Annotated in this window: 25 protein-coding genes; 23 read left to right on the plus strand and 2 right to left on the minus strand. The window is 49.1% G+C overall.

The window, feature by feature from the left end; translation table 11 throughout:
* The 23 genes from Xmir_RS17895 (at position 1) to Xmir_RS18000 (ending at position 17,998) form a co-directional block, all read left to right on the plus strand.
* A complete protein-coding gene (locus tag Xmir_RS17895) occupies positions 1–714 on the plus strand; it encodes a phage minor head protein (protein WP_099115478.1) in 714 nt (237 codons plus the stop codon).
* Positions 711–1,970, plus strand: a complete 1,260-nt coding sequence (locus tag Xmir_RS17900; RefSeq protein ID WP_099115479.1) for a DUF2213 domain-containing protein — start codon at positions 711–713, stop codon at positions 1,968–1,970. The genes Xmir_RS17895 and Xmir_RS17900 overlap by 4 nt, the downstream gene beginning before the upstream one ends.
* Positions 1,970–2,461, plus strand: a complete 492-nt coding sequence (locus tag Xmir_RS17905; RefSeq protein ID WP_099115480.1) for a structural cement protein Gp24 — start codon at positions 1,970–1,972, stop codon at positions 2,459–2,461. The genes Xmir_RS17900 and Xmir_RS17905 overlap by 1 nt, the downstream gene beginning before the upstream one ends.
* A gap of 2 nt (positions 2,462–2,463) precedes the next feature.
* Positions 2,464–3,531, plus strand: coding sequence for a major capsid family protein (locus Xmir_RS17910; RefSeq protein WP_099115481.1), 1,068 nt, complete (start codon positions 2,464–2,466; stop codon positions 3,529–3,531).
* 54 nt (positions 3,532–3,585) lie between these two features.
* Positions 3,586–3,936, plus strand: a complete 351-nt coding sequence (locus Xmir_RS17915) for a hypothetical protein (protein ID WP_099115482.1) — start codon at positions 3,586–3,588, stop codon at positions 3,934–3,936.
* Entirely contained in the window at positions 3,936–4,373 is a 438-nt protein-coding gene (locus Xmir_RS17920) for a DUF4054 domain-containing protein (protein WP_099115483.1), read from the plus strand. The genes Xmir_RS17915 and Xmir_RS17920 overlap by 1 nt, the downstream gene beginning before the upstream one ends.
* The gene (locus Xmir_RS17925) at positions 4,370–4,918 is read left to right on the plus strand and encodes a hypothetical protein (protein ID WP_099115484.1); all 549 of its coding nucleotides are present in this window, start codon (positions 4,370–4,372) and stop codon (positions 4,916–4,918) included. Before Xmir_RS17920 ends, Xmir_RS17925 begins: the two co-directional genes overlap by 4 nt.
* On the plus strand, positions 4,918–5,286 hold the full coding sequence (locus Xmir_RS17930; RefSeq protein WP_099115485.1) for a phage collar protein: 369 nt from the start codon (positions 4,918–4,920) through the stop codon (positions 5,284–5,286). The genes Xmir_RS17925 and Xmir_RS17930 overlap by 1 nt, the downstream gene beginning before the upstream one ends.
* Positions 5,276–5,788 carry a phage gateway protein gene (locus tag Xmir_RS17935; RefSeq protein WP_099115486.1) on the plus strand — a complete coding sequence of 171 codons (513 nt, stop codon included), beginning with the start codon at positions 5,276–5,278 and terminating at the stop codon, positions 5,786–5,788. Before Xmir_RS17930 ends, Xmir_RS17935 begins: the two co-directional genes overlap by 11 nt.
* An 11-nt stretch (positions 5,789–5,799) precedes the next feature.
* Entirely contained in the window at positions 5,800–7,287 is a 1,488-nt protein-coding gene (locus tag Xmir_RS17940; protein ID WP_099115487.1) for a DUF3383 domain-containing protein, read from the plus strand.
* A 10-nt stretch (positions 7,288–7,297) separates the two neighbouring features.
* A complete protein-coding gene (locus Xmir_RS17945; protein ID WP_099115488.1) occupies positions 7,298–7,750 on the plus strand; it encodes a phage tail fiber protein in 453 nt (150 codons plus the stop codon).
* Positions 7,751–7,804: 54 nt separating this feature from the next.
* Positions 7,805–8,263 (plus strand): hypothetical protein, encoded by a 459-nt coding sequence (locus Xmir_RS17950; protein ID WP_099115489.1) that lies wholly within the window; start codon positions 7,805–7,807, stop codon positions 8,261–8,263.
* 95 nt (positions 8,264–8,358) lie between these two features.
* A complete protein-coding gene (locus Xmir_RS17955; RefSeq protein ID WP_099115490.1) occupies positions 8,359–10,572 on the plus strand; it encodes a coiled-coil domain-containing protein in 2,214 nt (737 codons plus the stop codon).
* Positions 10,569–11,090 carry a phage baseplate protein gene (locus Xmir_RS17960; RefSeq protein ID WP_099115491.1) on the plus strand — a complete coding sequence of 174 codons (522 nt, stop codon included), beginning with the start codon at positions 10,569–10,571 and terminating at the stop codon, positions 11,088–11,090. The genes Xmir_RS17955 and Xmir_RS17960 overlap by 4 nt, the downstream gene beginning before the upstream one ends.
* 17 nt (positions 11,091–11,107) lie before the next feature.
* Positions 11,108–11,428: a phage baseplate plug family protein gene (locus Xmir_RS17965; protein WP_099115492.1), complete on the plus strand. Its 321-nt coding sequence runs from the start codon at positions 11,108–11,110 to the stop codon at positions 11,426–11,428.
* On the plus strand, positions 11,394–12,209 hold the full coding sequence (locus Xmir_RS17970; RefSeq protein ID WP_099115493.1) for a baseplate hub protein: 816 nt from the start codon (positions 11,394–11,396) through the stop codon (positions 12,207–12,209). The genes Xmir_RS17965 and Xmir_RS17970 overlap by 35 nt, the downstream gene beginning before the upstream one ends.
* Before the next feature lie 3 nt (positions 12,210–12,212).
* Positions 12,213–12,905, plus strand: coding sequence for a Gp138 family membrane-puncturing spike protein (locus tag Xmir_RS17975; protein ID WP_099115494.1), 693 nt, complete (start codon positions 12,213–12,215; stop codon positions 12,903–12,905).
* On the plus strand, positions 12,902–13,246 hold the full coding sequence (locus tag Xmir_RS17980) for a contractile injection system sheath initiator (RefSeq protein WP_099115495.1): 345 nt from the start codon (positions 12,902–12,904) through the stop codon (positions 13,244–13,246). The genes Xmir_RS17975 and Xmir_RS17980 overlap by 4 nt, the downstream gene beginning before the upstream one ends.
* A complete protein-coding gene (locus Xmir_RS17985; RefSeq protein ID WP_099115496.1) occupies positions 13,239–14,426 on the plus strand; it encodes a baseplate J/gp47 family protein in 1,188 nt (395 codons plus the stop codon). Before Xmir_RS17980 ends, Xmir_RS17985 begins: the two co-directional genes overlap by 8 nt.
* Entirely contained in the window at positions 14,423–15,076 is a 654-nt protein-coding gene (locus tag Xmir_RS17990; RefSeq protein WP_099115497.1) for a DUF2612 domain-containing protein, read from the plus strand. The genes Xmir_RS17985 and Xmir_RS17990 overlap by 4 nt, the downstream gene beginning before the upstream one ends.
* Before the next feature lie 4 nt (positions 15,077–15,080).
* Positions 15,081–16,280, plus strand: coding sequence for a hypothetical protein (locus Xmir_RS17995; RefSeq protein WP_099115498.1), 1,200 nt, complete (start codon positions 15,081–15,083; stop codon positions 16,278–16,280).
* A gap of 439 nt (positions 16,281–16,719) precedes the next feature.
* Entirely contained in the window at positions 16,720–16,896 is a 177-nt protein-coding gene (locus Xmir_RS25765) for a hypothetical protein (protein WP_167386007.1), read from the plus strand.
* A 4-nt stretch (positions 16,897–16,900) separates the two neighbouring features.
* Entirely contained in the window at positions 16,901–17,998 is a 1,098-nt protein-coding gene (locus Xmir_RS18000; protein WP_099115499.1) for a phage baseplate protein, read from the plus strand.
* Positions 17,999–18,320: 322 nt separating this feature from the next.
* Here Xmir_RS18000 and waaB read toward each other — a convergent pair whose 3' ends face one another.
* Positions 18,321–19,406, minus strand: a complete 1,086-nt coding sequence (waaB, locus tag Xmir_RS18005; protein ID WP_244170975.1) for a lipopolysaccharide 1,6-galactosyltransferase — start codon at positions 19,404–19,406, stop codon at positions 18,321–18,323.
* A 130-nt stretch (positions 19,407–19,536) separates the two neighbouring features.
* Positions 19,537–20,217: a glycosyltransferase family 25 protein gene (locus Xmir_RS18010; RefSeq protein WP_099115501.1), complete on the minus strand. Its 681-nt coding sequence runs from the start codon at positions 20,215–20,217 to the stop codon at positions 19,537–19,539.
* Positions 20,218–20,743: the final 526 nt, after the last annotated feature.

A 20,743-nucleotide genomic window follows, 5' to 3' on the forward strand; every position in this document is an offset into this window, starting at 1 on the left:
ATGCTCAGGGACTATGAACAGACGTTAACGCAGTTGCAGGGTGATTTTGAACCGATGGCGATGGACGCCAGTTTTGCCAGCCAGACCCGAATCTGGCTAAATAAGTTAAAGCGTCGCTGGGACAGCATCTTTAATCGCAAGGCCGCAGAAATGGCCGGTAAGTTTACCTCACAGGTGGACATGAGCGCACAACGCAGCCTGGACGATTCCCTGAAACAACTCTCCGGCGGTATCACGATAAAAACCCCGGCCATGCCGGAAGCCCTGAAAGAAAAAATGATTGCCGCAACGGCAGAAAACGTATCCCTGATCAAATCCATCCCGCAGCAGTTTCATTCCCGTATCGAGGGCGCAGCATTGCGTTCAGTTAGTCAGACCGGCAGCGGCAGTAAAACACTGCTGGATGAAATACGGGATATCGGTGGGGTGACAGAGGAACGGGCAAAGTTTATTGCCGTTGACCAGACCCGCAAAATTACCACGGCGGCGAACTCTGCACGCATGAAATCATCAGGTATCCGTAAAGCCGTCTGGCACCACTCGGGAGGAAGTGCTGAGCCCAGGGAGTTACATCTTGAACTTGATGGTGAAATTTTTGATTTAGATAACCCTCCTGTAATTAACAAGAAAACGGGAAGGCGCGGATTACCGGGAGAGGAACCGGGATGTAAATGTTTTATGACGCCAGTAATAGATTTCGGTGAGGAGACATGACAAAGCGAACCTATGACAACAACGGCTGGCTGGAAGTCAAAGACAACCCCATCTCAAAAGTTGGGGTTTTTGATTATCTGGGGGCAGAAATCGGTGCTCCTGTCGCCGATCAGATTTATCGGGTATTGCGCCCACAGGAAGAATTGGAAAGCGCCGCCACCATCAATTCATTTCGGTTAATGCCCTTTGTGGATGAGCACGAGATGTTAGGCAAAGAGGCCACGCCTGCCGAGCAGAAAGGCATTGAGGGCGTGATTGGCGAGAACGTCTATTTCGATTACCCGTATCTCAAAGGCAATATCAAGATCTTATCCAACGCAGCATTAAACCAGATTGATAGCGGCAAGGTTGAGCTATCACCGGGTTACCGCTGCCGTTACGAATTCACCCCCGGTATTTTTGAGGGCGAGCACTATGACGCCATTCAGCGGGATATTCGGGCAAATCACTTAGCACTGGTGGCAGAGGGGAGAAATGGCCCGGATGTCGCCGTGCAAGATCACGTTATTACTATCGATACCAAGGAGTTAGTCACTATGGCTACCGAAGAGCAAGACAAAGACAAAAAAGATCAACCGACAACCGATGATAGCGGTTTCACGCCAGAGCAGCTTGAGGCGTTGCAGGCGATGATTGCCGCCGCAATATCCGGGCAACAAACGCCAGCAGTAGACGACGACCCGGAGAAAAAAGATACCAGTGACGATGATGCTGAAGAGAAAGCCGAAGACGCGGTAGAAGAAGCGGAAACCGCCGCTGAAGCGGCCGAAACGGGTGAACCCGAAGCGGTGGAGAATGCCGAAATTGCCATTGAAGCGGCAGAGCAGGCGATTGAAGAGGCGAAAGAGCATCTTGACCAAGCGACGACCGACAGCTTAAACCGTCGCATCAAACGCATTCGTCGTGGCATACAGGCAATGGATGACATTTCCCGCTTGAAACGCAAGGTTAACCGATTGGAGAAAGCCAAGCCCACGCTGGATACGGGCGAAATGATTAAGCAACTGGCAGGCCGTGACACACTGGCGCACAAACTGACCCCGTTTGTCGGCGTATTTGACCACAGCTGCATGACCAAACAGGGCGTGGCGGAATACGGTGTCAAACAGCTCGGAATTCCCTGTCAGAAAGGGCAGGAAGTGATCGCACTCGATGCGTGGATGCACGGGCGCGTACCGGATTCACAACGGCCAACAACGACAATGGATACCGCCACCACGCAACAATCCATTAAAGACAAGTGGAGTAAAAAATAATGGCAATACCAAAAAGCATTCTCAGCGGGCTGGTCAGTGGCGTCGTCGGGGAAACATCCCACAGCGGCCCCATTCGCGTGACCAGCGCCGTACTGTCCTCAGCGGATGAAAAAAAGAACCTGTTCGGGCTGGCCTACACCTACAGTGATTTTGATGTGGAATCGGTGCAGGTGGGCGGAACAGGTCCCTTTGCGGGGATTATGATTAACCCGAAAGCCTACCGTATCGGGGAGAGCTACGCCCTGAACGGCACGACAGGCGAATTCCTGACGATGGGGGAAGTTAACGTGCGGCTGAAATCCGGCGTCAAGCGCATTAATGCCCCGGTCGTCTTTGATGTCGACGGAGAATTGTCCGCCAAAGGAAACATTGCGACAGGTGACCGGGTTATCGGCTTTGTGTCCCGTCATCTGGAGTCAGCGGAAGATCCGCATTTGTGCGTGGTTCGCCTGACTGAAATTCCTTACCCAACCACAGCAAAAGGGGAATAAACATGGCTGTCAGTCAAGAGAAGTTTTATCTGTCAGGAAGAGAGATCCGCGAACGTGGCCCGTTGAATATCACGGCTGACCAGAAATGGTCTTACGGTGAAATGGAACAACTCGGCTTTGGCGGCCTGCATGCGATGGACTCCGCGTTAACCGGCCCGGCAGCAGCAGGCGGCTTTATCCAGCGCCATATGTTGCAGCATGTCCTGCCGGGGCTGATCCGTACTGCCACCCGCATCCGTATTCTGGATGAAATCACGGGCGTCATGACGGCGGGTGAATGGCACCATGAAGAGATTGTGCTCAATGTAGCAACACCGGTGGCAAAAGCGGAGCTGTACGGCGATCACACCAATATCCCGTTTGCCAGCTATGAAAATGATATCGAACGCCGCGGCATCGTGCGTTATGAGCAGGGTTTTCGGGTCGGCAAGCTGGAAGAGGCACGACAGAGTGCCGCCGGGTTCGAGTCGGCCGCTGAAAAACGCCATGCCGCGACGGAGTCACTGGAAATGTCCCGTGAGCGCACCGGTTACTTTGGTTTTAACAGTGCAGAAACGCGGGTGTTTGGCCTGTTGAATGATCCCAACCTGCCTGCCTATGAAACAGCAAAGAAACGCTGGCCGGATGCCACTTTTGCCGAGATCACCGCAGACATTACTGCGATGTTTTCCCGTATCGAATTGTCGTCCGGTGGGCGCATTAAGGATGATACTGCCATTACACAAGTTCTTCCGTTGGGCTACCGTTCGGTGCTGAATATCGCCAATCCGGTGGCACGGGGTGAAACGGTGATGCAGTGGGTGAAAGAGAATTACCCGAATCTGCGCTTTGTCTTCTCGCCAGAGTTCCGTGAGGCCAATGGGGGCGCAAATATCACTTACCTGTTTGCTGACAGCGTAGACGATGGCTCAAGCGCCACCAATGCCACGCTCTTGCAGGTCGTGCCCGTCAAGTACCAATTGCTGGGTTCGGAAAATGGCATCAAAGGCTATCTGGAAGATGCGACCAACGCCACTGCCGGTATTTTCGTTACCCGTCCGTGGGCCATCACCCGTCTGACTGGCATTTAATCTCAGCCCTCTGCTGAGGGCACTTTATTTATTCTTCAAGGCAGGAGCTTCTTCATGTCTCAATCTCTTTACGTCTATTGCACCCTGTCCAACGACCAGAACTATGCGGTACGTGACGGTACGGTGTTTATTCACGGGCAGGCCAATATCATGACCCGGGCGATGCACACGCCGCGTGGACGCGTGACCGAAGTCAGTGCAGAACAATATGCGCAACTGAAAGACAATCACGTTTTCACGCTGCACAAAGAAAACGGGTTTATCACGGTGGAAACCCGTCAGGCCGATCCGGAAAAAGTGGCCACCAATATGGAGGCCAGCGACCAGTCCGCACCAGATACGCCGGAATCACTGGAAGCGGAAGGTCAGGAAACGCCCAAGACCAATAAAGGTAAGGGCAAATAATGACAGCGGATACTTTTCCCCTAACATCGTTTCGGGTGTTGTATCCGCAGTTTGCTTCAATACCTGATGACGAAGTTGACCTGATTGCTACCTCTGCCCAGCATTACTTTTCACCGTGCCGGGGCGTTTGTACTGATGAACTTTGGATGCTAGTGGTTGCTCATATGCTGCAACTGCGTCAGCTTATGGCACAGGGTGAATCGCCTACGGGTGTCGTGACCGCTGCCACGATGGGCAGCGTGAATGTGTCGTTTACCGCACCGCCTGTCGGGTCAAATACCTCCCACTGGTTTAACCTGACGCCGTTTGGCCAGCAATATCTGGCGCTGCTGAACCGCTGTGGCCGTGCGCCGTTCTATGTGGGCGGTGGCGGTGAGCGGTCAGCCTTTCGCAGTGTGGGCGGGCGTTTTCCCAATCGCGGGAGGGTATTGCGATGAGCCAGAAACTGGCACACATGAAGAAGTTGTATGACGAACTGGGCCAGAAGCAGATCAAAGTCGGTTTTTTTGAGCACAGTAAATACCCCGATGGCACCTCCATTGCGTATGTGGCCACGATCCAAGAATTGGGTCATGGCGCTATCCCACCCAGACCCTTTATGCGCCCGGCCATGCAGGAAAACCGGGCGGAATATGCGTCATTAATACAACGTGCCGTCAACGCGGCCATTAAGGGCAACATCACTATCCATGATGGGTTAAATCAGGTTGGCGCGAAAGCGGCCGGCGATGTTCAGCGGCATATTCGCGCTGTCCAGACACCGCCGTTATCCATGGTGACCCTGTTGATGAGGAAACGCCGAAAGCAGACGGGTTTTGTTGCCGGCGGAAAGGAAGTGGGCAGGGCTTATCGTGATGCCAATTTTGTGGGCCCCCGAAGAAAAGGCGACAAAACAGCGGATATTTCCGGTGTGAGCACCAAGCCGTTGGTTGATGAGGGATTAATGCTACAGGCGGTGACATTTGCCGTGGAGGACAAATAATGTTGGGCAATTTACATCGCATCGCCTCGCGCTATATCCCGCAACAAACGGCGTTGTGGTATCGATTCAATTCACGCGCCTTGAATGATTTGGGGCAATGGGTGGATACCTATCATGATCCCATCACCATTAGTGGCAGTTGGCAGGCAGTCGATACACAGGACGCCCAAGAGATGGGGCTGGATACCGCGAAGATTTATCGTAAGTTCTATACCGCGCACGATATTCGCCATGTTCAACGTGGTGCGTCACCGGATTATCTGGTATTTGCCGGGCACCGTTATGATGTCACAGGCGATGCAGACTGGTACGCACAGGATGGCTGGAAATCGGTGATTTGCATCGAGGCAGGTGACCATGACGGATAACGAAGTTTATGTCGCTGTTCGTGCGCAATTGCTGAAACAGCTCTCTGAGGCGGGGATCGGGGTGCCGGTGGTGGCAGGGTTCCAGTCCACCAAGCAGGGACGCGAAGCCAGCTTTGTGATGTTCTTTCCCATTGAGGAAGCGGCGCATGGCTGGCAGGGGCGTCACTACAACGTGGTGGAACGCAACGCCAATCATCGCGAAATCCAACTGGTGGAGAAAACGCTCCAAGTACAAGGTGTTGGGGCGCACAGCACATTTACCGCCAACGATATTACCGCTACCGTGCGTATGATAGTGAATTCGCTGCCCTTTGTGGAAGCCCTGCGCAAACAGGGGATCGGTGTCCAGCGCGCCGGTAATCTGCGTACCCCGTTTTTTATTAACGATCAGGGCAACTATGAAATGTCGCCCTCGTTTGATGTCAGAATCACCCACTCGCGTGTCATCACGCCCGACACAGCCGCCGTTAACGTGCTGTATCCCGATATTTACCGAATCTAAAAAGGTATTTTATGCCCATAAAACAAACCCGATACGTCGATATCGCCAGTGCGGTGATCGGCGCATCCAGCGTCCCCATGCGCAAACTCACGGGGCGCCTATTTTCAACTAACCCGAAGATCCCGGCAGGCAAGGTATTAGAGTTTGCCCCCGGTCAGGTCGATGACCTGTTAGGCAGCGACTCACTGGAGGCCAAATTTGCCCGTCAGTATTTCAGCTATGTGAGTCCTGCGCCGGTCAGTAAACCGAAAGAGTTACAGATTGCTGCTTATGAGCCCATTGGCCGTGCCCCGTCAATCTATGGCACGAAAGCGGCCCCATTGGATGAACTGAAAGCGCTGGTGGATGGCTCAATCACCGTGACCCTTGGCGGGGTGACGAAAACCTTCCCCGATATCGATTTATCGAAAGCCACTTCGTATGCCGATATTGCCTCCGCCGTGCAAGCCAAACTGAATGCCGAGAAGACATCGCAATTTGCCAATGCCTATCTCACCTTTAACGCGATGGACAGCGCCTTTGTCTTAAACGGTGGGGTGCAGGAGAAAGCGGAGATTAACGTGCCCTATTCGGTATTGGCGGAGGCAATGGGCTTATCGTCCGGCACCCGTTCAGCCGGTAATGCCGCGCAATCGCCACTGGACGCTTTTCTGGCAGCCGAAAAAATCTCTGACTCGTTCGGCAGTGCCACGTTCCTGACGGAGATGGCGTTAACACAGGCCGCTGAACTGGCGCAGTATGTCGCCGGGGAAAACGTCAAATACCAGTTGCATCTGGCCGTCACGGCAGAAAAAGCCGAAGACTGGAGTGCCGCATTGATCGGTACGGCCTCTACCGGACTCAATCTGAAAACCGGCGATGATGCTTTTGTGCAGGCGTTACCGATGGCAATCATGGCCGCGACCGATTATGACCGCACCAACGCGACAACCAACTATATGTACCGTCAGTTTGGGGTGACTTTCCCGTCACAAATCAGCACGGATCTGGATGCGGACAAACTCGATAAGCTGCGGGTCAACTACTACGGTGAAACCGCCGTTGCCGGGTCGCAAATTCGATTTTACCAGCGCGGCTTCTTGTGTGGCTCGTCCTCCAATCCATTGGATATGAGTGTCCACGCCAATGAGCAGTGGCTGAAAGCCCATATTACCCAGCAGTGGTTTTCTTTGCTGATGGCTACACGCGGGATTCCAGCCAACAAAGACGGGGAAGCGCGGGCGATGGCGGTGATTGCCGGTGCAGTCACCAAGGCGCTCAATAACGGCACGATTTTACCGGGCAAGCCCCTGACGGCAGTGCAAAAACTCGCTGTGGCTGATGCCTCCGGCGATGATTTGGCGTGGCACGACGTACAGGACAAGGGCTATTGGTATAACACGCAGATCGTCGAAAACACCGGCAAATCTGACCTGCCTGAATACGTGATGAAGTATGTGCTGATTTATGGCAAAGGCGACTGGGTACGTAAAGTCGAAGGTTCCCACAATTTAGTCTAAGGAACGTGCAATGAATGATGTATCAGCTACAGGCCTGAGTCTGGTGATTCAGGCCACCAAAACCTTTCCGTCAGGGATTCAAATCACCCAGTTTGCCGATGATGCTGACCCGCTGGATCTGCCCGCAGTGGATATCGCGCAAACGGGCATGGATATCAACGGCAATCTTGTGGCATGGTCAACCCCTACACCGCAAACCGTCACCATCAACGTACTGGCAGGCAGTGAGGAAGACGAGAACCTGTCTATTTTGCTGGAGGCCAATACCGCCAAGCGCGGGCGTCGTCATGCGGGGGATATCATCACAATGGTCGCCTCCTACGGGGATGGTTCTACCACTACCGCCCGTAACGGCAAAATCACCAATGGCAGCCGTGGGAATTCAGCTGCCAGTGCCGGACGGCTCAAGAGCAAACAGTACACGTTTGTGTTTCAGGACTTCGACCGCACCCGGGCGCGTTAAGTTTTTTTTCATCATATCGGGCGGATTTTCCGCCTTTTTTGCTTTGAGGCCAGTATGTTGATTAAACCCAAAACTATTACCATCACGGATGCTGACCGTGAAGAACATACCTTTATTATCAGCCGTCTGCCTGCCACAGTCGGGCGGGAAATTCTCGCCAAATATCCGTTGTCCAATGCACCGAAGATTGGTGATTACGCTATCAGCCATGAGGCCATGCTGAAAATGCTGCGCTATGTGGCGGTCGAACGGGACGGCGAGGAAATTTTGCTGAAAACCCAGACTCTGATTGATAACCATGTCCCGGATGGTGAAGCGCTGATCCGGCTGGAACTGGAAATGCTGCGGTACAACACCAGTTTTTTCGGGGCCGACGGGAGCCGCGGTTTCCTCCAATTCCTGCTGGACAAAATCAGCGGTTCACTCCCGTCGATTATCAAAACGCTGATGGGTTCTTTGCCGTCATTGTCAGCGCAGGCTACGCCACCCTCACCGAACTCAAAACATCGGTAGATTTGGAAGAGGCATTCGACCTGTGGGAAATCGCCATCACCAACCGCTATAACGAAGCACTGGCGGCATCAACGGACAGAACGAGGTAACACACCATGTCACTGCTCGATACCTTTGTACAGGTGTTTGAATTTGATACCCGACAGGCGGATGCGGCCTTTGATCAGTTTCGCCGCTCCACCGATGACATGATCGCTGACATGAAAAAAGCCCAACAAGCCGCGGAAGCAGGCTCTGGCGGCTTTGGTCAGTTTGTGCAGGAACTGGCAGACTCCTTGCAGGAGATGTCAGGCGGCGGGGGCATCGATATTGATGTCGATTTGCACGAAAGCCAAGAAAAACTGACGTCAGTCCGGGAAAAAATCAGTGAACTGGAGGCAGCGCTCGCCACACTGGACAGCCAGCGCGAACAAACGAGCCTCGGCCTACAGGACAGTAGCACAACGGTCACCGAGCTGACGGCACAGTACGATCAGTTACAGGGAGAACTGAACACCCTGAATGGCGAGCTGGGCAGTCTGACGGAAGCCGAGCAAAAGAATGCCAAAGCCAAAGAAGCGGTGAATGCCATTGTCGAGGCATTGCAGGCGGATTACGCCAAATTTGTCGCAACCATGCGCACACAAGGCATTCAGGCCGCGATTGATGAAGCGAAAGCCCAGAATAACCTGCAACGGGCGTTGACCGATACTGAGGGCAAATATAAAGCGGCCGGAGAGTCAGTGGCTGGCTTTGCCACCAAAGCGCTCGGTGCCGTCGGCATTGTGATGAGTATCGGCGGGATTTTTGCCGATGCCGTGTCCCGTTCGCAGGAAATCGAGGCGCTGGATAAGCTGGGCAAAAAAATCGGCATCGCCACCGACGATGTGGATGCGTTCGGGGGTGCGATGGCAGAGCTGGGCGGCTCCCGTGATGCGGCGCAGGCTGATCTGGAAGCCATGTCTGTGGCCTTTGGCAACACCACCAATAAGATGGAACGTATTCTTGCCACTGCCGATAAAGTCAAGGGAATGAAATTCGATAAGGCTAAAGCCACTCTTGCCGGTCTGGGCGTCTCGGATGAAAAAACCGTTGAACTGATGATGAAAGGCCGTCAGGAGCTGGAGCGGGTGATGGGCATTCAGAAGGAATATTCCGGCATTACCAAGGAATCTATCGAAAAGTCTATCAAGTTCAATGCCGCCATGAACAAGTTCAATCAGTCTTCCGGTCTGCTGAAAAACAGCTTTCTGGAAATGGTGATCCCTATTCTTGCCAAAGGCATGGAGTGGCTTTCCGCTTTTATTGACTTCTGCAAGGACAACAAGACCCTCATTACTGGCTTCTTTATTGCCATCAGCATTGCGGTCGCGGCTTACTATGTGCCGCCCATGCTGGCCGCTGCAGCTGCCACATTAGCCGCCACCTGGCCGATTCTGGCGATTGCAGCCCTGATTGCACTGTTGGCCGCGGCCTTTGCTCTGGTCTATGACGACATCATGAACTTTATTGAGGGCAATGATTCGATGATCGGGCGCATCATGGATAAGTACCCGATGGTCAAGAAAGTTATCATGATGCTGTGGGAAGCGTGGCAGGTGCTGTTTGGCTACCTCAAGGTGGCCGTGAAATTTGTCGCTGATATCGTGATTAGTGCCTTTAATTATATGGACCAGAAAATCACGGAATTTATCAACTGGCTGCTGGGGTCGGTGGCTTCCCTGACCGAATGGGGCGGTCAGTTCAGCGGCGTGTTCGATACCGTCTCGGATGCAGTGGTGGGCGCGTTTAAATGGATGTGGGAACAGGTGAAAAAAGTCATTGGCTGGATCAGCAACGGACTGGATGCCGTATCCAAAGGTATCAGCACAGTTAAAGGCTGGTTTGGATTTGGCAGTGATAATGTCACCCTTGAGCAGAATATTGACCAGCAGGTGACGACAAAAGACGCCGAGCAATACCTTGATGTGCTGGCATCAAAACGCAGGAGCGCACAAGAGGCGGGCGTTGATACTGGTGAGCTGGATAAGGAGATCCGGCTATTGCGTCAGCAACTGGCGGACGGGAAAAATGCCGCTGACGTGGTGGCGGGCGTCGAGGCGGCCAATAAAAAACTCATGGCCGCGTCACAGAACCCGATGAATCCGGTGACCAGTCAGACTATCAGCAACCAGTCACACCAGACCAATGAGATCAACACGCAAATTGGGGAAGTTAATATTAAAACGGAAGCGACAGATGCGCAGGGCATTGCCAAGGACATGAAAGGCGAGCTGAATAACCAGCTGAAAGACTTAAGCCAGCAAACTGCCACGGGGGTAGCCAAATGATCACCGACGTCAAAATCTTTAATGTCAATACCTTCGCCACCTTGTTTGAAACGGCCAGCCCGATACAAATCAGTGTCCGGGATGAACATAAGGCAACCCAGTTTCAGGTTGAGAACGGCGAAACCCGCAGTGATCACATTGTGGTTGAGGCGGTGGAGATTGGTATGGAGGTGTTGCTGACCGGTGAACTGAAAAACAGCTTTGCCGCCATGCAACAAGCCTACGATACCCACCAATTGGTGGGTATCCAGACGCGGGTCAAAACCTACCAACCGATGATACTGGTTAACTTTTACCACGATGAAGTGTCGGAGATGGCGGATGCAATCAAGCTGTCCCTGCGGTTCAGTGAATGGCGCACGGTCGAACCAGAATATGGCGAGTTGCCGCCGCGCCGAGTGGCGAAGAAATCCCAGTCCGGCACGGTCAATCGGGGTAATGTCCAGACCAAGGACGCGGGCGGGCGGAAAAAATCCGTTGCCGCCAAAATTATGGATGGCGAAAGCCTGTTCGGCTAAATCATAGGAGGTCAATCATGCGCGAAATTCCCTTGCGCGCTATTCCCAACCAGCGGCTGGCGGTGACATTGGACGATGTTAATTGGGTGATCACCCTCAAAGCCGCCAGAAACATGATGTTGTGTGATATCCAGCGTGATGAGGTGACGCTCATTCAGGGCAGCCGCTTGGTGCCCAATGCCAGCCTGATCCCCTATGCCTATCTGAGTTCAGCCGGCAATTTTGCCCTGCTGACAGAAAATCACGAACTGCCCTGGTGGGAACAGTTCGAATCGACCCAAACGTTAATTTACTGGAACAACGATGATAGATCTGCGACGTATCCGGCTGGGGATTGAAGTCAGCGGGCGGCTCAATTGGTACGAAGGCATGCGTATCTCAGCCTCCGGCACCAAATACGCCAACCCTTTGCAAAATGAATGTACCGTTAATATTGATGGACTCAGCACCGATACCCGCGATTTTCTTCTGACCCAAACCAGCCCCTATACCAAAAGCAAACAACCGCGCCGCCTGATACTGGAGGCCGGTCGGGTGAATACCGGCCTGTTCCGGGTGTTTGTCGGTGATATCGTCAGTGCTGAAATTGCCGCGCCACCCGATGTGACCCTGACCCTGAAGGCCAAGACCGGGAACAGCCACAGCGGGGAGATTGTCTCTTCCTCTGGCGGGGCGATGAAAAAACTGTCTGAGATTGCACAGGGCATTGCCAATGACTGCAAGGTGAAACTGGATTTTCAGGCCAGCGATAAACACATTGCCAACTGGTATTACTGTGGCGCTGCACTGTCCCAAATTACCCGGTTGCAGGAATCCGGCGGGGTGAAAGCCTTTATTGATGATGAGGTGTTGTATGTTAAAGACAGCAACCAGTCCCTGAAAAACCGCCTGCGCATACTGACTATGAAGTCCGGCATGGTCGGCATTCCCAAGGCCACCGAAAAGGGCTTAGATGTCAGCTTCCTGATCGATGGCGAGTCCGTGCTGGGTGGTATGCTGCGGCTGGACAGCAAACTGAATAAATCCCTCAACGGCGATTACATTATCGAGCAACTCAAGTTTGATATCGCCTCTCACGACGACGCTTTTTTCTATACCGCGACCTGTAAGCGAGCTTAAATCATGAATCAACCAAACAGCGATATTGCCAGCGAAGGCAGCCTCGCCGGGCAGTTTATGGCGGCCTTTCGTAACCTGATGTTAAACGTGGAGGACATGCTGCCGGCGACGGTGGTGAGTTATGACGACCAGACCAACCGGGCGGTGATCAAGCCACTGGTGATGATGGCCACCACCGACGGGCAAACTATTTCCCGCGCCCCGGTACATAACATTCCGGTGTTTCGTTTTGGTGGCGGCGGGTTCTTTGTGCGTGTGCCGCTCAAGCCCGGCGATTTTGGCTGGCTGAAAGCCAACGATCGCGATATCAGCCTGATATTCCAGCGCGGCGGACAGGAAGACCAGCCCAACACAGCAAGGCTCCACTCGTTCAGCGATGCGATGTTTTTCCCCGACACCCTTAAGGGTTGGGTGATTGACGGCAGGAACTTAGACGCACTGGTTATCCAGTCAATGGATGGCAGCGTTTGTCTTTCTCTTCACAGCAACAAGGCTGTACTGGACACGCCAAAATTCGAGATTAATGCGCCTGAAATGATTTTCACAGGTAATGTCACCATCAATGGTAACCATGCCATCCACGGTAACAGTGATTCCAGCGGCGGCACAATGCGGCATAACGGGCGCAATATCGGCGATGACCATCAACACCGCGGTGTACGCACTGGCGACGGTAATACAGGAGTCCCACTATGATCACCTTTGCGGTGGATGAAAACAATGACCTGATGCTGGGTGATGACGGCAATCTGGCAATGGCTCGCAATGCCGAGGCGGTCAGTCACCTTTGCGTCCACTACGCTCGTGCTTTGCGTGGGGAGATGCTGCACAAAGTCGATAAGGGCATTCCGTACTGGAAAACAACTTTCGGGCGCAGTGCCGATATTCCGATGTTTGAAGCGGCGTTCCGTGAACGGATGCACGAGGTGGACGGGGTGGAAGAGGTGGTTTCGTTTCAGGCCGATATTGCGGATAACGAATTGCGTTACATCGCCGTGATCCGCTCAATTTACGGGAGTTTTACCCTCAATGGCTGATTATCACTACATTACCCGTCAGGGGGTGATTGTGCCGGACACGGCAGAATTGCGCCGCGATGTGGAAAACGACTTTTTTGCCGCGTTCGGGCAGGACATCGACCTGTCACCGGAAACCCCACAGGGTGTACTGGTGACGATGGAAACTGAGAACCGGGACGCGATGATACGTAACAATGCGGAGCTGGCCAACCAGATTAACCCCGATATCGCGGGTGGGATTTTCCTTGATGCCATCTGGGCGCTGATGGGCGGCAGCCGTTTTGCGGCCACCCGTTCTTATCTGGCCAATGTCGAATTCGGCGGCGTGCCTGAAACCATTATCCCCAAAGGGGCACAGGCGGAATCCGTCACCGGTGCATTGTTTGAAACCACCGGTACACTGATTATCGGTAAGGACGGTAAAACCACCGGGGATATGCGGGCGGTGCTGTTCGGCGCGATTGAGTGTAAGGCGGGACACCTTGAACGGGTCGCCAGTTCTGTACTGGGTTGGGAAACGGTCAATAATCCCACTCATGCGGTGGTGGGTCGTGAAGCAGAATCGGATATCAGCGCCCGGCGAAGACGTAAACAGACACTGGCCAAGAATACCGTCAGTGTGGGGGAGGCGATCACCTCTTCCCTGTACGAGCTGGAGGGTGTAAACTCGCTGTCGTTCCGTGAGAACTATGCACCCCAGATTGTCACTGTTGATGGTATTAAGCTGCTGCCCCATAGCGTCTATGTCTGTGTGGAAGGGGGCGACCGCGACGAAATCGCCCGCGCCCTGCTGCGCACCAAAACCATCGGTGCCGCCTATAACGGGCAGGAAGTCGTTACTGTTACCGAGCGGGTGAGTGGTCAGGAGTATGAGATCCGTTTCGACCGCCCGACTGAAAAAGTGACGTTCTGCCGAGTGACGGTGAAAAGATCGACAATGGATGCGCAAAGCCTCATTCCGGCCGCTATTGAACAATGGGTACGAGGTGAGATTGACGGCGATGACGGGTTGATTGTCGGGCGTGAGGTCTCGCCGTTTGAGATAGCTGCGGCGATTAATGCCATTGAACCCCGGTTATTTATCACCAAAGTTGAGCTGTCATTGGATGGCAAGACGTGGAAAGTGGACGTTATTCCCATCAAATTGAATGAAATCGCGCGGTTGCATCGCGGGTCGGTACAGGTGGTGATCGCATGAAAATACAGACACTGGATCTGCATTCTGACCTGTTGCGTGCCCTGCTCTGGCAATATGAGAACGCCGATAAACTGAAAACACTGGCGACCTGTAAGGCGGATTATTTTAACCGTCATTCAGTGGCGTTCTGGCATAACTGGTACCGCGACGTGTTCAATATCGACACCGCCAATGACTTCGGGCTGGCAGTCTGGGCGCGTATTCTGGATGTATCGCTGGGGATTGATGTTGCCCCCAGTGACAAGACCAAAATCGGTTTTGGCTTTGGTCAGAAGCGTAACTTCAGGGGGAATTTTCGGCGCAATGCTGATTATACCCTGATGCTGACCACCCACCAGAAACAGCTGATTATCCGCATGCGTTACTTTAACCTGACTCAAAGCCCAACCGTGGTTAACATCAACACCTTTCTGGAGCGCTTCTTCTGGCGCAATGACAGCAAGGTCTTTGTGCTTGATCCGCTCGACATGACCTACATGTATTACGTTTTCAACTTCAACCCTGATGAAAACTTAAGGGTATTACTGGAAAACTTTGACCTGATGCCGCGCCCCTCTGGCGTGGGCGTCAAATACCGTGTAGTCACCAAAAAAGCCTTTGGCTTCGGTAAAAAACATACCAACTACTTAAGCAGCAACTTCGGAGCTTAAATTCATGACAAAAACATTTAAAACCCCCTTTGCGGCGCAAGGGGACCGGGTTTCTATTCCTAATGAAGTGCAACCGGACGGTTCTGTCTCATATACGCAGGGGTACGGTTATGATTACGAGCGTGACCAGAATACCGATCCGGCCGCAAAGGATATCGAACGTGAGAAGATGAACGGAATTTTTCATGATATTACGGAAGCGGTAGGGGAAATACAGACGTTTGGGGTGGCGCAATGGTCATTAGAAGCGCAGCCTTACCCCCTGCGTTCAGTGGTCTACCACAACCAAAAACTCTGGCAATCCCGCATTGAAAATAACAAGGAAGAGCCAAAGACAAGTCATGCATGGGTGGAGTTAAAAGCCGACCTGACGGCGGGGGATGTAGGGGCTTACAACAAAGAAGAAGCCAATCAGAGGTTTCAGCCACTAGGCAACTACACGCCAGCAGGGTACAGCTACAACAAGGAAGAGTCGGACACCCGTTTTCAGCCGAAAGGGAACTACCAACCGGCGGGGAATTATGCGTTGAAGGGGGATAGCTACATTAAGTCGGAAACTGATGATAAGTATCAACCGAGAGGGAACTATTTAGAATCAGGTTATAGCTACTCAAAGAACGAGAGCGACGGAAAGTACCAGCCGAGAGGCAATTATGCGCCTGCGGGTAGCTACGCTCCGAAAGGGGAAAGCTACACCAAACCGGAATCAGACCATCGGTATCAGTCAAAAGGAAGTTATGCTCCTGCTGGTAATTATGCTGTTCGCGGGGAAAGCTATACGAAACAGGAATCTGACGGTAGATATCAATCACGCGGGAACTACCAGCCCGCAGGGAATTATCAGCCAGCGGGGAATTATGCGGTTAGGGGGGAGTGTTATACTAAATCAGAGTCGGATAACCGTTATCAGATGCGAGGTACTGCTCAGCGATGGCGAAAAATTGGCGATTTTGGTGGTGCTTCTGCTGTTGCAGAAATAACATTGAATGAGAATTGCTTAGGTAAATATTTATTTGTTCAACGGCATGGTAGAGGGAATGGGACAATGACAGGGTTTCTAGTTCCTCCTATTGCAGGTATCCGTTTTTGTGTTCCTATGGGGGTTGAAGGTTCTTGGGATTTTATTGTTTCGCAGGATGGTAGGAGACTAGGTATGGTAGATAGTACTTATGGAGCTGCATCTGGTGTTTATATAGTGGATTAACATATTCTTCTAAAGTGCTTGTTTAAGATTTTCGTAGAATAGTAGTGTTTTTTCCCCATAACTATAGCCTAATCTATCTCAGATTCTGAGTCGGTACGACCTGAAAAATATCAACTCAGAGTCTAAATAGTTATTAAATTAATAATACTAGGATGAAAAACTTTAATTACTCTTAGCTGTATATGTTACTTACAAGTTTCATATGATGTTTCATTAATCTTTATTAAAAAAACAAATTTTATTAATGTTCTTCTTGGCATTCCGTGCCATGCTTTTGTTATAAAATGTAACGTAATAAATTCCTAAGCTATTCATTGTAATATGCCAAAATAGACTCTTCCGTATTGATAAACCTAATTTGATGTTTAACAGGCGGAGACGTACCTACCGCCTTCATATTATTTAGCAATGTACTTTGTTGATTAAATGAGGGTTAGATATGAATACTCAAGCTAATAAACTGGATAAGACGACGGAAAAAGATAATGTGCTTCCTGATACTACAATCAGAGAAAAGCAACCTGTCACACTAAACCAAGCCGAAAACAGTGTCAGTAATATCTTTGGCTTTGGCTACTCACATGCCAACTTCTTTAACAGCCATTTCGGAGCTTAATCCCATGACAAAAACATTTAAAGTTCCTTTCGCAGCGCAAGGTGACCGGGTTTCTATTCCAGATGAAGCTCAGCCAAATGGTGTTGTCTCGTATGCTCAAGGTTACGGAGAGGCTTATGGCCGTGACCAAAACGAAGATCCCACTGCAAGGGATATTGAACGTGAAAAGATGAATGGCATTTTTCACGATATCACGGAAGCGGTAGGGGAGATGCAGACCTTTGGTGCAGCGCAATGGACAGCCGAGGCACAGCCTTACCCTCTGCGCGGGTTGGTTTACCATAAGCAAAAACTCTGGCAATCACGCATTGAGAATAACAAGGAAGAACCAAAAGCAGGCAATGCCTGGGTGGAGTTAAAAGCCGATCTGACTGCTGATGATGTGGGCGCTTATAGCAAAGAAGAGTCGAATGACCGCTTTCAGGCGAAGGGCAATTATGCTCCTGCTGGTGATTATGCAACAAATGCCTCGTTGAATGGGAAACTAGATAAATCAGCTATTGTGCAGACTACAGGACAAAGTGCTAATCAGATAATGAGTCAAAAAGCAGTCACTGATGCGCTGTCTAGTACGGTATCTATTAATACCTTGTATCCTATTGGTATAATTTTATGGTTTGCACAAAATAAGAATCCTAATCACTTATTTCCCGGTACGACATGGAAATATATTGGCGAAAATAGGACAATTCGGTTAGCTGCTATCAATGGTTCAGATGTATTATCAACAGGTGGACGTGATTCTCTTTCATTAACTGAATCCCAGTTGCCAGCTCATGAGCACTCATTTAGTGCAACAACTAGTTCATTTGATTACGGAACAAAGAGTACGACAATTGAGGGGAACCATACACATAGTTATACTACGCAATATTCAGACGGTGATTCGCAATCTAATCCTAATTTGTCTCGTTCTTATACGTGGGGGTATCCAGAAACCCACTCTGGGGCGATAGGATATAGTGGCGAACATTCACATATGGTTTACATTGGGGATCACTCACATACAATAAGTGGCATCACAGCAACCGCAGGGGCAAGCTCAGCAATAAATATTGCCAATGCCTATGTCATGTTGATGGGATGGTATCGAACAGCATAGTTGTTGATGACCTTAGCTTTTCGCTAAGGTCTGACTTTCTAGTCATGTTCTAATGAACATTCATAATAGAACCAATTTTATTCCAGTGTAAAGGGTACTCTTTCTGTTTTCTTAATCTAAATTTGTCAGTTCTATCGTTATCAATTGAAGAATTCAGATATATATCAGCTAGTTCTACCACAGAAGGAACAACAGCTTTCAACTTAATCACACTGAGTTCTCTAAATGATTTCCTCTCATCAGCCGCCAATCTGATAGATGTGAGAAAATGATATAATTTTTGCTACTTAGGGGGATATTCTCCTTTGTGAGTTTTTACATTTCATTGTTCATTATTTAGTATTTTCTTAACTTTTTTGTAATATATATCATCATAATATTCATATATGGATTTTTTTATCAATGAATGAGCTGGAAGCTGCTTGCCATCAATGATGAGTTGCAATTTATTAGATAATTCATCTATATCATTTAAAGGATACAACTCACCATTAATTCCATTTTTAATTATATCAGATGGCCCTGTTTTGCAGTTCGAGCTAATCACATAGATACCATAGGATATTGATTCACATAGAACCATAGGAAAACCTTCATAAGATGAAGTTAGTAACAAGCAAGTCACATTTTTAATGTTTCCCTGTACATACGCCCAAGGGTTTTGTTGCCAACCATGCCACTTTATTCTATTTTCAATTTTAAGTAGAATTACAAGTTCTTTTAATCTATTAATTTCTTGATCTTCACCAGAACCAACAATATGTAATGACCAATTTCCACTTATTCCAGAAAGTGATAAAAACAGTTCTTTTAGATTTTTTTGCCCATTGAAAGTGATTCTACCTAAATATAAAAAAGAAACATTGTCGTCTGAACGGCTTATTATTTCATACCTTGGTGTTACCGGATTATAAATCGTGTAAATATTATCTGGGTTAACACCCATATTGCGGAGTTGCGTGGTGATTCCAGAGCTGATAGCCAAATGTTTATCTGCCAGTAGTATGTATTCTGCTTTATAGGTGTTATGCAGTGTAAAATGACACCAGGAAAATATGTTTGTACTTCTCAAACTAAATCTTCTTGCCCATGAAGAGATATAACATGTTAACGAATCATAAGAAATGATATGATCTGGTTTGTATTGTAAGATTAATCTTGAAAATTTATATGCAAAATGTAATCTCCTTAATTTTGTGTTTTTAATATTAGATTTGATGCGAATATAATTTTTGTTACCAAGCCACTGATCATCGGGATTTTTGAATTTATCTTCAAAAAAAATGAATAATATTTCATATCCATCTTTAGACGATGACATTAGCCGGTAAAAATTATTGAAAACTGTTTCCATACCTCCAAATCCGCTCAAATTGTATCCGGTAATAAAAATTTTATTTTTTTTCATCATGATACCAACAATTAAAAATTAATGGGGTGGTGTTGAGCCGCATGATTGAAGATAACCTTAGCGCTCTAGTGCGAAAGTCTAACTTTCTTTAGCCAAGCTCTGATAAATATTCTCCATAAAGCCAATTTCAGTTCAGTATAAAAGGTTTTTTTCTATGTTTCTGATCTAGGCTTGTTCGTTCGTCTGTTCTATCGTTACCAATTGACGAGTTAAGGTACATATCAGTTAGTTCTATCACAGGAGGAACAACAGCTTTCAACTTAACCACACCCAGTTCTCTAAATAATTTCCACTCATCAGCTGCAAATCTGATAGGCGTGAGAAAATGATATAACTTTTTTGCGGCTGCTTGGTTGATAACATAGCCATGAGCAAACGCAGCATCTATTACATTAACAATTTGGTACTCATCTATGAGTTGTTTTTTGAAAGAGTCAAAATACTCATTAGGTTTACTGAGTAATAAGACAATAGGCTTTTCGCTCATCGCTATTGATTCTATAGCCCGCAATACATTAGGTAGACGATGATCCAGTTTAGCGTCATCTTCCAATACGAGAGAAATAGGAATATTATTATCTATTATTTTTTTATATACATTTAGATGACTCATTGAACACCCAACTTCACCAAGAGTTAGATATATTTTATTGAAGTCTGGGCAAATTTTCTTGAGCTGTTCATCAGACAATTCTCTCCCATACACACCCGTCATAAATTCGGCATCAAGGTTTACCTTTTCTAACTGATTCTGTATTGATAGTTTGCGATCTATATCTTGTTCTAAGTTAATGACAAAAATCTTCACGGCTCACCATTTTTAATTGAATTTCACTAATTATAGTCAGAAAACAGAGAAGTGCTTCAGTACCGACACACATCAACGTAATCAGCAAATTGTTGCATCATAGTGACAGCGGTTTCTCTATTAGAAAATGCATAAAAATGCTTAGTAGTAAGCAAGGTTTACCATTTGTTTTATGCTTTTTTTTATTCCTAATTACTAATGGATAAAGTTTGTAACTATTTGTTTTTTCATGGAGTTAACTAGTGTTTATATTAGGAGTTATTGTATTAACTTATTGATTTTATTTGAAATGACAATGATTTTAAAATCCCTCGGCCTTTAGGCTGTGCGGGTTCAAGTCCCGCCCTGGGCACCAAACATAAGTTTACTAACGTCTACTCTAGTAAACTAACTCCTAGAAAGACCTGATAAATCAATCAGGTCTTTTCTTTTTAGGTCTACTCTAGTCTATTGCAATCAACATGCACCGAGGGGCATAATCAGGGGCACCTACACTTCTATTTTAAATGTGCCCCTTATAATGAAA

It is taken from the genome of Xenorhabdus miraniensis (genome assembly GCF_002632615.1).

Coding starts and splice junctions, on each gene's coding strand:
- Xmir_RS17915 (WP_099115482.1), top strand. CDS start 3,586: ATGTCTCAATCTCTTTACGTCTATTGCACCCTGTCCAACGACCAGAAC.
- Xmir_RS17935 (WP_099115486.1), top strand. CDS start 5,276: ATGACGGATAACGAAGTTTATGTCGCTGTTCGTGCGCAATTGCTGAAA.
- waaB (WP_244170975.1), bottom strand. CDS start 19,406: ATGAAAAAAAATAAAATTTTTATTACCGGATACAATTTGAGCGGATTT.
- Xmir_RS17980 (WP_099115495.1), top strand. CDS start 12,902: ATGATCACCTTTGCGGTGGATGAAAACAATGACCTGATGCTGGGTGAT.
- Xmir_RS17920 (WP_099115483.1), top strand. CDS start 3,936: ATGACAGCGGATACTTTTCCCCTAACATCGTTTCGGGTGTTGTATCCG.
- Xmir_RS18000 (WP_099115499.1), top strand. CDS start 16,901: ATGACAAAAACATTTAAAGTTCCTTTCGCAGCGCAAGGTGACCGGGTT.
- Xmir_RS17975 (WP_099115494.1), top strand. CDS start 12,213: ATGAATCAACCAAACAGCGATATTGCCAGCGAAGGCAGCCTCGCCGGG.
- Xmir_RS17995 (WP_099115498.1), top strand. CDS start 15,081: ATGACAAAAACATTTAAAACCCCCTTTGCGGCGCAAGGGGACCGGGTT.
- Xmir_RS17930 (WP_099115485.1), top strand. CDS start 4,918: ATGTTGGGCAATTTACATCGCATCGCCTCGCGCTATATCCCGCAACAA.
- Xmir_RS17970 (WP_099115493.1), top strand. CDS start 11,394: ATGATAGATCTGCGACGTATCCGGCTGGGGATTGAAGTCAGCGGGCGG.
- Xmir_RS17990 (WP_099115497.1), top strand. CDS start 14,423: ATGAAAATACAGACACTGGATCTGCATTCTGACCTGTTGCGTGCCCTG.
- Xmir_RS17910 (WP_099115481.1), top strand. CDS start 2,464: ATGGCTGTCAGTCAAGAGAAGTTTTATCTGTCAGGAAGAGAGATCCGC.
- Xmir_RS25765 (WP_167386007.1), top strand. CDS start 16,720: ATGAATACTCAAGCTAATAAACTGGATAAGACGACGGAAAAAGATAAT.
- Xmir_RS17965 (WP_099115492.1), top strand. CDS start 11,108: ATGCGCGAAATTCCCTTGCGCGCTATTCCCAACCAGCGGCTGGCGGTG.
- Xmir_RS17945 (WP_099115488.1), top strand. CDS start 7,298: ATGAATGATGTATCAGCTACAGGCCTGAGTCTGGTGATTCAGGCCACC.
- Xmir_RS17900 (WP_099115479.1), top strand. CDS start 711: ATGACAAAGCGAACCTATGACAACAACGGCTGGCTGGAAGTCAAAGAC.
- Xmir_RS17950 (WP_099115489.1), top strand. CDS start 7,805: ATGTTGATTAAACCCAAAACTATTACCATCACGGATGCTGACCGTGAA.
- Xmir_RS17905 (WP_099115480.1), top strand. CDS start 1,970: ATGGCAATACCAAAAAGCATTCTCAGCGGGCTGGTCAGTGGCGTCGTC.
- Xmir_RS17940 (WP_099115487.1), top strand. CDS start 5,800: ATGCCCATAAAACAAACCCGATACGTCGATATCGCCAGTGCGGTGATC.
- Xmir_RS17955 (WP_099115490.1), top strand. CDS start 8,359: ATGTCACTGCTCGATACCTTTGTACAGGTGTTTGAATTTGATACCCGA.
- Xmir_RS17960 (WP_099115491.1), top strand. CDS start 10,569: ATGATCACCGACGTCAAAATCTTTAATGTCAATACCTTCGCCACCTTG.
- Xmir_RS17895 (WP_099115478.1), top strand. CDS start 1: ATGCTCAGGGACTATGAACAGACGTTAACGCAGTTGCAGGGTGATTTT.
- Xmir_RS17925 (WP_099115484.1), top strand. CDS start 4,370: ATGAGCCAGAAACTGGCACACATGAAGAAGTTGTATGACGAACTGGGC.
- Xmir_RS17985 (WP_099115496.1), top strand. CDS start 13,239: ATGGCTGATTATCACTACATTACCCGTCAGGGGGTGATTGTGCCGGAC.